The 12,799-nt window shown below is 69.6% G+C and carries 13 protein-coding genes; 3 read left to right on the top strand and 10 right to left on the bottom strand.

The genetic code is table 11. The features are described from left to right. Positions 1-48: 48 nt before the first annotated feature. Positions 49-639 (top strand): cupin domain-containing protein, encoded by a 591-nt coding sequence (locus ABB55_RS02775; protein WP_054357441.1) that lies wholly within the window; start codon positions 49-51, stop codon positions 637-639. Positions 640-676: 37 nt separating this feature from the next. Beyond that, positions 677-2,446: a dipeptide ABC transporter ATP-binding protein gene (locus ABB55_RS02770; protein ID WP_054357440.1), complete on the top strand. Its 1,770-nt coding sequence runs from the start codon at positions 677-679 to the stop codon at positions 2,444-2,446. Positions 2,447-2,512: 66 nt separating this feature from the next. Here ABB55_RS02770 and ABB55_RS02765 read toward each other — a convergent pair whose 3' ends face one another. The 10 genes from ABB55_RS02765 to ABB55_RS02720 all read right to left on the bottom strand — a co-directional run bounded on the left by ABB55_RS02765 (position 2,513) and on the right by ABB55_RS02720 (position 11,896). Beyond that, entirely contained in the window at positions 2,513-3,112 is a 600-nt protein-coding gene (locus tag ABB55_RS02765) for a glutathione S-transferase (RefSeq protein ID WP_054357439.1), read from the bottom strand. Positions 3,113-3,131: 19 nt separating this feature from the next. Beyond that, positions 3,132-4,844, bottom strand: a complete 1,713-nt coding sequence (locus tag ABB55_RS02760; RefSeq protein ID WP_054357438.1) for an FAD-dependent oxidoreductase — start codon at positions 4,842-4,844, stop codon at positions 3,132-3,134. Positions 4,845-4,846: 2 nt separating this feature from the next. Next, positions 4,847-5,593: an SDR family NAD(P)-dependent oxidoreductase gene (locus ABB55_RS02755; protein WP_054357437.1), complete on the bottom strand. Its 747-nt coding sequence runs from the start codon at positions 5,591-5,593 to the stop codon at positions 4,847-4,849. Then, positions 5,590-6,441 carry an SDR family NAD(P)-dependent oxidoreductase gene (locus ABB55_RS02750; RefSeq protein ID WP_054357436.1) on the bottom strand — a complete coding sequence of 284 codons (852 nt, stop codon included), beginning with the start codon at positions 6,439-6,441 and terminating at the stop codon, positions 5,590-5,592. The genes ABB55_RS02755 and ABB55_RS02750 overlap by 4 nt, the downstream gene beginning before the upstream one ends. Continuing rightward, positions 6,438-7,148, bottom strand: coding sequence for an ABC transporter ATP-binding protein (locus tag ABB55_RS02745; protein ID WP_140942442.1), 711 nt, complete (start codon positions 7,146-7,148; stop codon positions 6,438-6,440). Before ABB55_RS02745 ends, ABB55_RS02750 begins: the two co-directional genes overlap by 4 nt. Beyond that, entirely contained in the window at positions 7,141-7,914 is a 774-nt protein-coding gene (locus tag ABB55_RS02740) for an ABC transporter ATP-binding protein (RefSeq protein ID WP_054357435.1), read from the bottom strand. Before ABB55_RS02740 ends, ABB55_RS02745 begins: the two co-directional genes overlap by 8 nt. After that, complete coding sequence (locus ABB55_RS02735; protein WP_054357434.1) at positions 7,907-8,833, bottom strand: branched-chain amino acid ABC transporter permease; 927 nt, start codon at positions 8,831-8,833, stop codon at positions 7,907-7,909. The genes ABB55_RS02740 and ABB55_RS02735 overlap by 8 nt, the downstream gene beginning before the upstream one ends. A gap of 4 nt (positions 8,834-8,837) precedes the next feature. Next, the gene (locus tag ABB55_RS02730; RefSeq protein ID WP_054357433.1) at positions 8,838-9,740 is read right to left on the bottom strand and encodes a branched-chain amino acid ABC transporter permease; all 903 of its coding nucleotides are present in this window, start codon (positions 9,738-9,740) and stop codon (positions 8,838-8,840) included. A gap of 126 nt (positions 9,741-9,866) precedes the next feature. After that, positions 9,867-11,081, bottom strand: a complete 1,215-nt coding sequence (locus ABB55_RS02725; RefSeq protein ID WP_054357432.1) for an ABC transporter substrate-binding protein — start codon at positions 11,079-11,081, stop codon at positions 9,867-9,869. A 47-nt stretch (positions 11,082-11,128) separates the two neighbouring features. After that, positions 11,129-11,896, bottom strand: a complete 768-nt coding sequence (locus ABB55_RS02720; RefSeq protein WP_054357431.1) for an SDR family NAD(P)-dependent oxidoreductase — start codon at positions 11,894-11,896, stop codon at positions 11,129-11,131. Between the two features lie 113 nt (positions 11,897-12,009). On the opposite strand from ABB55_RS02720, the gene ABB55_RS02715 reads away from it, so the two are divergent. Next, positions 12,010-12,705, top strand: a complete 696-nt coding sequence (locus ABB55_RS02715; protein WP_200911995.1) for a GntR family transcriptional regulator — start codon at positions 12,010-12,012, stop codon at positions 12,703-12,705. Positions 12,706-12,799: the final 94 nt, after the last annotated feature.

Below are 12,799 nucleotides of genomic sequence, written 5' to 3'. Positions count from 1 at the left end.
ACAGGATGCGGACCCGAAACAGGCGACCGCACAGCAGCGGATCTGACCATGGCCGGCGACAGCAGCAAGCAGAAGTCCAACGATCTCCAGATCGGCGCCCGGGTGAAGCATGCCCGCATCCTGGCCGGCATCCGCATGCGCGAACTGGCCGAGAAGGTCGGCTGCACGGAGAGCTCGATCTCCAAGATCGAGAGCGGCCGCGTGATCCCCTCGGTGCCGATGCTGCAACGGCTGGTCGAGGCGCTCGACCGCGATCTCGCCTCCTTCTTCGGCGCCGACATCTCCTCGCCGGGCATCATCCAGCGTGCGGGCCAGCGCACGGTGACCACGACCGACCCGATCCGCGGCGGAACCGGGGTCAGCTACGAGCGGCTGGTGCCGTTCGGGGCCGGCAACCTCTTGGAGGGCAACATCCATGTCGTCGAGCCGGGGGGATCGAAGGAGGACATGATCACCCACCAGGGCGAGACGCTGGGCTTCGTCATCGAGGGACAGATCGAACTGACCATCGACGCGACCACCTACAGCCTGTCGGCCGGCGATTCGTTCTTCTTCAAGAACCACCTGACCAACAGCTACCGCAACACCGGCACGATCCCGGCACGCGTCATCTGGGTGAACACGCCGCAGGTGCATTGACGCGATCGACCGGTACAGCCGGCGCGGGGAGGGCGGCATGACCCCGGTCCCGACACCTGCCGACGCGGTGCCTGCCGACGCGGTGCCTGTCGAAGCGATGCCGCCGCTGCTCGATGTCCGCGCCCTTTCGACCGAGGTGCTGACCCCGGCCGGCCCGCGCCGCATCCTCGATGCGGTCTCCTTTGCGGTCGCGCCCGGCGAGGCGCTGGCGCTGGTCGGCGAGTCCGGATCCGGCAAGAGCATGGCCATGCAGGCGATCGTCGGCCTGATGGCGCGTCCGGCGCTGGTCACGGGCGGAACCGCCCTTTTCGAGGGGCGCGACCTGCTCGCCTGTTCGCAGCGCGACCTGCGCGCGATCCGCGGCAACCGGATCGGCATGATCTTCCAGGAGCCGATGAGCGCCCTGAACCCGCTCATGCCCGTCGGCGACCAGATCGCCGAGGCCCTGGTCGCCCATCGCGGGCTCGGCTGGAGCGCCGCGCGCGCCGAAAGCGTGCGCCTGCTCGACCTGACCCGGGTCGCCGAGGCCGGACGGGTCGCCCAACTCAGGCCGCACCATCTGTCGGGCGGCATGCGCCAGCGCGTGGTCATCGCCGCCGCGATCGCCTGCAAGCCGGCGCTGGTCATCGCCGACGAGCCGACGACGGCGCTCGATGCCACCGTGCAGGCCGAGATCATGCTCCTGCTCGGGCAGCTGCGCCGCGAGGTCGGCTGCGCCATCCTGCTGATCTCGCACGACATGGGCCTGGTCGGGGCGTTCGCCGACCGCGCCGCCGTCATGCTGCGCGGCCAGATCGTCGAGAGCGGGCCGACGGCCGCCCTGATCGCCGGGCCCCGCTCGCCCTATACGCGCACGCTGGTCGCCGCCAGCCTGCCGTCGGCGACCGCCCGGGCACGGCCGGTTCCGGCCGGAGAGCGGCCGGCCGCGCTGGAGGTGCGCGACCTGACCGTCTCCTTCCCGGTTCGGGAGGGGCTGCTGTCGGTCGGCCGGGCGCGGCACCTGTTCGCCGTCGACGGCGTCGGGCTGTCGCTTGGCCAGGGCGAGACCTTGGCGGTGGTCGGCGAAAGCGGCAGCGGCAAGACCACGCTGGCCCGCGCGATCCTCGGACTGACCCCGATCGCCGACGGCGGCGTCTGGATCGCCGGGGCCGACCTGCGCGATCGCAGTGCCGAGGCCCGCGCGCGCATCCAATATATCTTCCAGGACCCGCAGGCTTCGCTCGACCCGCAATTCAAGGCCTGGCGTTCGGTCGTCGAGCCGCTCGCCTTGCGGGGCGAGACGCGGCGGGAGGTGCTGCGGAGCCAGGCCGAGGCCCTGCTCATCGAGGTCGGCCTCGATGCCCGCCATCTCGACCGGCTGCCGCACGAACTGTCCGGCGGCCAGCGCCAGCGGCTCGGCATCGCCCGCGCACTGGCGACCCGGCCGCGCGTCCTGATCGCCGACGAGGCGGTTTCCGCGCTCGACGCCACGACCCGGCTGCAGGTGCTGCAACTGTTCCTGGACCTGCAGGCGGCCCAGGGGCTTTCCTATCTCTTCATCACCCACGACCTTGCCGTGGTCGCCCGGATTGCCCATCGCGTCGCCGTGATGCGGTTCGGCCGGATCGTCGAGATCGGCCCGGTCGATCGGGTGCTGGCCGATCCTCAGCACCCCTATACCCGGGCGCTGGTCGCGGCCGGCGCCGAACACAAGGCGCAGTCCATGCCGGATCCGGGCATGGCGCGTCACCGGACCGGTCCGGCCGGAAGCTCGATCGCATGGCGATACCGGGCCTGCGGGGACGGCCATCTCGTCCTGGAGACGTGACCGGGCCCGCGCCCACGCAAGCACCGCACGGCGGCCGGCCGCCGGCGCGGCGCTTGCGATGAGGCTTCAGGCGAGCCGCGTCGCCGCCATGGACGGACGCTGCTCGAAGGCTGCGTACCAGGCGGCGAGCGCCGGGCAGCTGTCGCGCCAGCCATGGTCGGGGAAGCGGAAGTCGAGATAGCTGAGCGCGCAGGCGAGCGCGATGGTCCCGACATCGATGCGCGCGCCCGGCGGGTTGGCCTCGAAATGGGCGAGCGTGGTGCGGACCTTGTCCCACTGTCCGGCGACCCATTCCGGCCACAGCCGTTCCGCCGGCCGCGCGGCCGTCTCGTAGCGCACCAGAAGGGCGGCGACGGTGATGCCGTCGGCGAGCGACTGGTCGATCTCGGCCCGCAGACGCGCCTTCGGATCGGCGGGCAGCAGCGTGCCGCCGGCGAGGTCGTTCAGGTAGGAGAGGATCACGCGGCTGTCGGCCACGACGGTACCGTCGTCGGCGATCAGGGTCGGGACCTGGCCGAGCGGGTTCGACGCGATGATGGTCGGATCCCGGTTGATCGGGTGGGCCGCCGAGGCGAGCTTCTCGATGCGGTCGCCGATGCCGAGTTCCAGGGCGGCGACCAGAACCTTGCGAACGTAGGGCGAGGTCGGGGAGAAGAAGAGCTGCATGGATGTCGTCCTCCGACGGTCAGGGCGTGGCGGATGCGAGGTCGAGACCCGCGATATAGCCGAAGGTGAGGGCCGGGCCGAGGGTTATACCGGCGGACGGGTAGGTTCCGGCCATGATCGAGTTCATGTCGTTGCCGCAGGCCCAGAGGCCCGGGATCGGCTGCCGGTCGGCGCCGAGCACGCGGGCGTGCGGGTCGGTTTCCAGGCCGGCGGCGGTGCCGATGTCGCCCGGCCAGACCCGGACCGCATAGAAGGGCGCGGTGCGGATCGGCCCGAGGCACGGATTGGGCCGATGTCCGGCATCCCCGAGATAGCGGTTGTAGGCGGTCGATCCCTTGCCGAAGTCCGGATCGGTCCCGGTCTCGGCATACCGGTTCATGCGGGCGACGGTGTCGGCGAGCGCGGCCGGATCGACCGCCATGGCGCGGGCGAGCGCCTCGACCGTCTCGCCCTTGACGAGGTAGCCGGACTTCAGGAACCGGCCCAGCGGACGCAGGCCGGGGCGGACCAGGCCGAGGCCGTAGCGGCGGACGAAGGCGGCATCGCAGACGAGCCAAGCCGGGATCGCCGGGCGGGTCTCCTGCGCCAGATGCATCGCCTCGACGAAGTCGTGGTAGGAATTGGCCTCGTTGACGAACCGCCGGCCGGTGCCGTCGACGGCGACGAGGCCGGGCTTGGCGCGATCGAGGATCAGATGCGGGAAGCGCGTCTCGGTGCCGTCGGCTTCGCGCATCACCGAAACGGGCGCCCAGAAGGCATTGCCGACATTGTCGGTTCCGATCCGGCCGCCGACGCCCTGTGCGAGCCGGATGCCGTCGCCGCCATTGCCGGCCGGCGCCATCGAATAGTGCCGGTCGGCATGGGGCAGCAGAGCCTGCCGCATGGCCGCGCTGCCCGGAAAGCCACCCGCGGCGAGCACCACGCCACGGCGCGCGCCGATCCGCCGGGGGCCGGACGGCCCCTCGACCACCAGGCCGACGATGCGGCCATTCTCGACGATCAGGTCGCGCGCCGCATGGCGCTCGCGGATCGGGATGGCGCGGTCGAGCGCCGACTTGAACAGCCGGGCGGCGAGCGCATTGCCCATCAGGAGCCGTGTGCCGCGCTTCTGGGAAAGCCGGTCGCGCGCGAAACGCAGCACGAGCGCGGCGCTGCCGAGGAAGGCGCCCGGCGACCGGGTCGCCGACAGCAGCGTGTCGATGTCCTTGCGGTTGACCATCATCCCGCCGAAGACCAGGAACTCCTTCAGCGGCGCGCGCAGCCGGGCGAAGTCGCGGCCGAGCGCGCGTCCGTCATAGACGACCGGATCGAGCGTGCGCCCGCCGGCGGCGGCGCCGGGCAGGTCGGGCTTGTAGTCGGGCGAAACCGCGCGCGGCGCCAGCCGCAGGGCCGTGTGCCGCTCCAGGAAGTCGATCATCTCCGGACCGCGGTCGAGAAAGGTCTCGATCATGTCGATGCGCAGGCGGTTGCCGAGATGCGCGCGCAGATAGTCGATCACGGCGGCGCGGCTCTCGGTCAGACCGACCTCGCCGAGATGCGAATGGCCCGGCACCCAGACGGCCCCGCCGGAAATCGCTGTGCTGCCGCCGATCGTGTCGGCCTTCTCGACGACCAGAACGGAAAGGCCGCCGATCGAGGCGGTCAAAGCCGCGGCGAGGCCGGCGGCGCCGGAGCCGACCACGACGGCGTCGAAGACCTCGTCGAAGCCGACGGAGGACGAAGCGGTCGCCATGATCAGATCCCCATCCCGCCGCCGAGCGACTTGCCGCCGTCGACCAGAAGGGTCTGGCCGGTGACGAAATCCATCCGCGGCGCGGCCAGGAAGGCGACCGCATTGGCGATGTCTTCCGGCCGGCCGGCCTTGCCGGTCGGCTGCAGGGCGAGCTGCGCGGCCATGCGCTCCGGCGTCAGCGCCTGCAGGAGCGGCGTGTCGATCAGGCCGGGGGCGACGGCATTGACCAGGATGCCGCGTGCGGCGAGCTCCATCGCCATGGCGCGCGTCAGCCCGACGACGGCGGCCTTTGAGGCGACATAGTGGGCATGGTTGCGCGCGCCCAGGAAGGCGCGCGAGGCGATGTTGACGATCTTCGCGCCGGGCATCATGCGCCGCGCGGCGGCCTGCGAGAGCGCGAACAGGGCCACCAGATTGACGTCGTACATGCGCCGGAAATCCTCCAGCGACAGGTCGAAGAAGGCGCGCTCGTCGAAGATGCCGGCATTGTTGACCAGCGCCGCGAGCGGGCGTTCCGCCTCCGCAAACGAGGCAACCGCACCCGAATCCAGGAGATCGAGCGCCACCGCCCGCGCCCGGCCGCCACCGGCGACGATCTCTGTGGCGGCACGCTCGGCGGCCGCGCCGTCGCGGTCGAGCACGACCACCTCGAAGCCGTCGGCGGCCAGGCGTCCGGCAATGGCGCGACCGATGCCGCGCGCGGCGCCGGTCACGACGGCGAGGGGAAGAGACTGAGGTTCGGCGGTCATGGGCGGTTCTGCTGTCCGGGAGCGGGTGGGGACGGGATGGTGCGGGAGGCGAAATCGGCGCCGTTGCGTGCGGTCAGGAAACCGGCGGTCAGTCCGCCGTCGACCTCGACGACCGCCCCGTTGACATAGGAGGCGTCCGGCCCGAGCAGGAAGGCGATCACGGCGGCGACCTCCTCGGGGCGGGCGAGCCGGCCGAGCGGGGTGCGGTCGAGCATGACGCCGTCGAGGAAATCGGGCGGAATGCCGTCGCGGATCATCGGCGTGTCGACACCGTTCGGCGCCACCGCGTTGACCCGGACGCCGCGTCCGCCCCATTCCAGCGCCAGCGTCTTGGTCAGCCCGACCAGCCCCCATTTCGAGGCCGCATAGTTGGCGCGGCCGGGCTGGCCGCCGCGCGCCGTGATCGACGCGACCGTGACGATGGCGCCTTCGCCGCGCGCGAGCAGGACGCGGCCGACGGCCCGGCAGGTATAGAAGACGCCGGTCAGGTTGATGCCGAGCACGTCCGCGAAGGCGGCGTCCGTCATCTCTTCGGCGCGGGCCGCCCGCGCGATGCCCGCGCAGGGAACCGCGCCGTCGAGCCGGCCGAAGCGCTCGACCGTCTCGGCGACGAAGCGGTCGGTGGCGGCGGAGTCCCGGCTGTCGAACCGGCCGGTCAGGACGGCGGTCCCGGTCGCCTCCAGATCCGCGGCGAGGGCGGCGAGGCCGTCCGCGTCGAGGTCGGCGGCGGCGATCGCCGAGCCCTCGGCGGAAAGCCGGCGGGCGACGGCCGCACCGATGCCGCGGGCCGCGCCGGTGATCAGATGGACGCGCCCCTCCAGGCGTCGGGCGGGTGCGGCGGCCGTCATCCGATATAGGTCCTGCGCACGGAATCGTCGTGGCGCAGGTCGGCCGAGCGGCCCTCGACCGCGACCTCGCCATTCTCCAGGATGTAGGCGTAGCTCGAGGCGCCGAGCGCCACCGAGGCGTTCTGCTCGACGAGCAGGATGCCGAGGCCGTCGGCATTGAGCCGGCGGATGATGGCGAAGATCTTCTCGACCAGCACCGGCGACAGGCCGAGCGAGGGCTCGTCGAGCAGGAGAAGGCGGGGCCGGGCCATCAGCGCGCGGGCGATGACCAGCATCTGCTGCTCGCCGCCCGACAGGGTGCCGGCCTTCTGCTGCAGGCGCTCCTTCAGGATCGGGAAATAGTCGAAGGCGCGGTCGATGTCCTGGCGGATGCCGGCGCGGTCGGAGCGGCCATAGGCGCCCATCTCCAGGTTCTCGCGCACGCTCATGTCGCGGAACACCTCGCGCCCCTCGGGCACCTGAGAGATGCCGGCGCGCACGACCGCATGCGAACTGGCGCGCTCGATCGGACGGCCCTCGAACAGGATCGAGCCGGCGGTCACCGGCACGAGCCGCGAGATGGTGTTGAGCGTGGTCGTCTTGCCGGCCCCGTTGGCGCCGAGCAGCGCGACCACGGCCCCGTCCGGAACCGAAAGAGTGACGCCGGCGATCGCCTGGATGCGGCCGTAGGAGGCGGAGATGCCCCGGATTTCGAGCAGATCAGCCATGGAGCGCAGTCTCCTTGCCGAGATAGGCCTCGACCACGGCCGGGTTCGACTTCACCTCCTGCGGCGTGCCCTCGGCGATCTTGGTGCCGAAATTCAGGACCGTGACCCGGTCGGAGATCGACATGACCAGCTGCATGACATGCTCGACGAGCAGGATGGTCAGACCGTCGCGGCGCGCGAGGTCGGTCAGGAGCCCGTCCAGGATGGCGATCTCGCGGTTGCGCAGGCCGGCGGCCGGCTCGTCGAGCAGAAGCAGGCGCGGCCGGATGGCGAGGGCCCGGGCCAGTTCGAGCAGCTTCTGGTGGCCGAAGTCGAGATTGCAGGCCTTCGTCTCGCGATAGGCGCCGAGACCGGTGCGCTCGATGATCCGATCGATCTCGGCGGCGAGATGCGGCGGGCGGGCGGACAGGCGGTCGCGCAGCGAGGCACCGCAATGGCAATGCGCGCCGATCAGGATGTTCTCGTAGACGGTCAGCTCGTTGAAGAGCTCCAGATTCTGGAACGAGCGGGCGATGCCGAGACCGGCCATGGCGGAGGAGGGCAGGCGGGTGATGTCCTGTCCGTCGAACAGGATCCGGCCGGCATTCGGCCGGTAGAGGCGCGAGATGCAGTTGAAGGTGGTCGACTTGCCGGCGCCGTTCGGCCCGATCAGGGCATGGATGGTGCCCGGTGCGACCGCGATCGAGAAGTCGCGCACCGCGACGAGGCCGCCGAAGGCGATGGTCAGGTTCTCGACCGACAGGAGCGGGGTCCGAAGCTCAGGCATGCCGCGCCCCCCGGAAGCGGTCGGCCAGGAAGGCGAACAGGCCCTTTGGCGCATACATCATGAAGACGATCAGGATCGCCCCATAGGCGATCTCCTGGAAGGACGGCGCCTGGCGCAGCAGTTCCGAGATCAGCCCGAAGGCGATCGCACCGCCGACCGCCCCGCCGATCGAGCCGAGGCCGCCGACGACCACCATGGTCAGGACCAGGATGGTGGTCTGGAAGCCGAGACTGTCTGGGTGGATATAGGTCGAGAACAGCGTGAACATGCCGCCGGCGATGCCGGCGAAGAAGGCCGAGATGCCGAAGGCGACGACCTTGGTGCGCCGGACCGGGACGCCCATCGCCTGCGCGGCGATCTCGGATTCGCGCACCGCCCGGAAGCTGCGGCCGAGCCGGGCGCGCGCGACGATCACGGTCAGCACCAGCATGGCGATCGCGGTGGCGACCACGAACGGATAGGCATCCTTGTCGGTCACCAGCTCCAGGCCGAAAAGCCGCGCCGGCGCGATGCGCAGGCCGTTCGGCCCGCCGGTGACGGCATTCCAGTTCAGGAACACCCATTGCATCGCCTCGCCGAAGGCGAAGGTGGCCAGCGCCAGATAGATGTCGCGCATGCGCAGCGCGACCATGCCGATGACGAAGCCGATCGCCGATGCGGCAAGGCCGCCGATCAGGATGGAGACCGGGAAGGGCGTGCCGAAGGTGGTCCCGGCGATCCCGGCGGCATAGATGCCGATGCCGTAGAAGGCGGCATGGGCAAGCGAGAACTGGCCGGTCTCGCCGATCACGATATGCATGCCGAGGCACAGGACCGTGAAGGTGAGCAGGAGATTGGCCAGATAGACCACGTAGCCGGTGGTCACGAGCGGCAGCGCGATCAGAACCGCGGCCGCGACGGCAATGGCGAGGAACCGCATCGGCTCAGACCTTCTTGATGGCGACGCGGCCGCCGAACAGGCCCTGCGGCCGGACGATCAGAACGAGCATGATGGCGACGAAGGGCGCGACCACGATGGCGCGCGACGAGATGAACAGGCCGACCAGGTTCTCGGCGATGCCGATGACGAAGCCGCCGACCACCGCACCCGGCAGGCTGGTGAAGCCGCCGACGATCGCGGCCGCGAAGGCCATGGTGACGATGCCGCCCATTTCGGCGGTCATCAGGATCTTCGGCGAGATCAGCAGGGCGGCAATGGCGGAGACAACGGCCGACAGGCCCCAGACCAGCATGTGGATGCGCTGGAGGTCGACGCCCATCAGCCGCGCAGCCTTCGGGTTCATTCCGACCGCGCGCATCGCCCGGCCGACCTTGGTGTAGGCGAAGAGGCAGAAGAGAAAAGCCATGACCGCCAGCGCCGTCAGGAAGATCGCGACGTCGAGCCGGGTGATGCTGGCCTGGCCGATCATGACGCCGTCGGTGGAGACCAGGGCCGGGAAGGAGCGCGGCGTATCGCCGAAGCCGGTCCGGCGGACGAGGCCTTTGAGCACATAGGAGAGCCCGAGCGTGGCGATGACCAGATTGACCGGGCTGCCGCTCGCCCGCGAAACCTGGGTCAGCACGACGCGCCGGAACAGGGCGGCGCCGGCAAAGGCGACCACCAGCGTCAGCGGCACGGCGAGCCAGACCGGGGTCGCCTGGAAGACCAGCAGGAACAGCGCGCAATAGCCGGCCGCCATGAAGATCTCGCCCTGCGCGAAGTTCGGCACTTCGGAGGTCTTGAAGATCATCACGATGGAAAGGGCCAGCAGGGCGTAGACGCTGCCGACCACCATGCCGGAGACGATGCCCTGCTGCAGGAAGAGGAGGATGAGGTCTTTATCCATCGATCGCGCGGGTCCTGGCTCAGGCGTGGCATGGACGTGCAACGGGGCGGCGGCAGCGCAGGTCAGCGCCGCCGCCCGACGGTCCGGCGCGGGGAGGCGCGCGCCGGCTTCCGGTCCCCGGGAGGATCAGCCCTTGAACTTCCAGCGGCTGGAATAGACGCCGGGCTGCAGGGTCTGGTTGGTGCCGTCGAACTTGATGAAGATGGTCGCCTTGTTGGCGGCCCGCTCGCTCGGTCCGAACACGACCGGACCGGCCATGACGCCGGAATCGAAGTTCAGCGTCTTCATCGCGTCGAGCACCTTCTCGCGCGTCGGGTTCGGCCCGGCCGCCTGCAGGGCCTTGACGATGCTCATCGCGGACGGAATGCCATAGGGCATGTAGGCCTGCGGATGGTCCGGCTTGGCGGCCAGGTCCGGATAGGACTGCTTGTACATGTCGTAGACCCACTTGATCTTGGGTCCGCCCGGCAGGTCGGCGAGCACGTCCTGGAAGTAGAAGTTCTTCAAGGCGTCCGGACCGCCGACATTCTGCATCAGCTGCGACAGGTTCGCGGTCCCGGTGACCGACAGGATGATCGGCTTGTTGAAGCCCATCTCGGCCGCCTTCTTGATCATCAGCGCCGCCGGACGCGCATAGGTGACGATCAGCAGGGCATCCGGGTTGGCGGCGCGCAGCTTGAGGAAGGGCGCGGTCACGTCGTTGATGGTCGGATTGACCGATTCCACCGCGAGGTCGACCTTCGAGGCCTCGGCATCCGCCTTGGCGCCTTCGAGGTTCCAGGCGCCGTAGGCGTCGTCGTGGTTGACGTAGGCGATCTTCTTGGCGCCGAGGGTCTTGGCCGCGAAGTCGATCATCGCGCCGCCGACGGCATATTGCGAGATCGAGAAGGCGCCGAAGATGTAGTCGGTCGGCGGATACAGCGCGCCGTCGCCGGATGCGTTGAGCATCACCAGCGGCACCTTGTTGCGCACGACATATTCCTTGGCGGCCACCACGGCTGCCGAGCAGGAACCGCCGTTGAGGATAAAGACCTGATCCTGTTCGACCAGCTTCTTCACCGCCGCGACCAGATCGTTGGCGTTGCAGCGGTCATCCTCGAGGACGACCTCGATCTTGCGGCCGTGGATGCCGCCTTCCTTGTTGATCTTGTCGTAATACATCTTCGCCGCATTCGCGACGTCGAAGCCGTAGGCCATGTTGGCGCCGGACAGAGGCGCGAACATCCCGATCTTGATCGAGGTCGGCGTCAGGCCGGGCTCCTGCTGGGCCGCGGCCGGGCCGGTGCCGAGCAGCGCCGCGGCCAGGCCGGCGGCGAGGACGGTACTCTTGGTGACGGTCATGCGTTTCCTCCGTGTTGGCTTCGATTTCATCCGGCTCTTCGGGCCGGTTACTGCATGCGGTAGCCGCCGTTCACGTCGATGGTGCAGCCGGTGACATAGGCGGCATCGGCGGAGACCAGGAAGGCGACGGCGCCGGCGACATCCTCGGGCGTGCCGAGCCTGCCGAGCGGAATGTTGGCGGCGGCGCGGGCGTCGTCGGCGGGATCGAGCGAGAGACGCAGCATCGGGGCGTCGATCAGGCCGGGGGCGACGGAATTGGCGGTCACGCCGAAGGGGGCGAGTTCGCGCGCAAGGCCCTTGGTCAGTCCGATGACCGCCGATTTGCTGGCGATATAGGCGCTCGACGAGCGGTAGCCGCCGAGCTGGGCGGCGACCGACGAGACGGTCACCACGCGGGCGCCCTCGCGCGGTTCGGTCACCCGGCGCGCATAGGCGCGGCAGAACAGGAAGGTGCCGGTGGCGTTGACCGCTTGGGTGCCGTGCCACTCCTCCAGCGACGTTTCCGCAACCGCATTTCGATTGCCGTCGGGTCTGAGGACCAGAATTCCGGCCGCGGTCACCAGGACGTCGATCGGACCGAGCGCCGCCTCCGCGGCCGCAAAGGCCGCCTCGGCCGCGGCCTCGTCGGAGACGTCCGCGCCGAGGCCGATATGTCCGCTGCCGGGCAGCATCGCCGCCAGGGCCTGCGCCGCCGCGCCGTCCCGGTCGAGCACGGCGACCACCAGCCCGTCGGCCGCCAGGCGCCGGCAGATGGCCGCGCCGATCCCTCCGCAGCCGCCCGTGACGAGCGCCCTCCGGCCCTTACCAGTCTGCACCGCGTTTCTCCCGGAACGTCATTTTGGATAAATTCTATGAGGGGATTCCCTATCAGGTCAATCTTCTTGCCGTCAATGCGGGAATAATTTATCCAAAATGCATGAAGCCCCCTGTGACGACGACAACTGCGGAATTGGTCGCCCTGCTGCGCGAGCGCATCCTCGCCGGCGAGTTCGCGCCGGGATCGCGCATGCATCAGGTGCAGTTGTCCGAATCCTTCGGCATCTCGCGCACGCCGCTGCGCGAGGCGTTGGCGCAGCTCGCCAATCTCGGCCTATTGGTCTACGAGCCGAACCGCGGCTATGCGGTGCGCGGCTTCTCGGTCGGGGAGATCGATGCCGCCTTCGCGGTCCGCGCCCGGCTGGAAGGCCAGGCCTGCGGCCTGTGCGCTCGTCACGGGCTCGGTCGGGATGTGATCGCGCGGCTGGAGGATTGCGTCCGGCGCGGCGACCGCGTGCTCGGCAAGGGGTTGCTCGATCCGGACGACCTGGCGCCCTACCGGCAGATGAACGTCGAATTCCACGAGACGATCCTGCAGGAATCGCGCAATCCGTTCCTGCTCGATTTCGTCCGCCAGTGCCACAACGTGCCGCTCGCCTCGGACCGCGTGTTCGATTGGCGCGACCACCGGGTGATCCTGCGCTCGCACGACGACCATCACCGCATCCTGCGCGCCATCGTCGAACGGGATGCCGAGCGCGCCGATGCGCTCATGCGCGAGCATGTGCAGTTCGCCGGTCAGGTCCTGATCCGGATGCTCAGGGAGACGAGCGTCGTCCTCACCGCCGAACCGGCCCCGGTCGCCTAGAGCATTTCCCGATTGGATGAAATCATCCAATCGCCAAGGAAGTGCTTCAGATTCAATGGCTTGAGCCGGTCCTTTTCGGTCAGATCGTTTCGAT

This window comes from Prosthecodimorpha hirschii, assembly GCF_001305515.1.
Lineage (GTDB): Bacteria > Pseudomonadota > Alphaproteobacteria > Rhizobiales > Ancalomicrobiaceae > Prosthecodimorpha > Prosthecodimorpha hirschii.
This window is presented reverse-complemented; position numbering and strand designations above follow the sequence as displayed.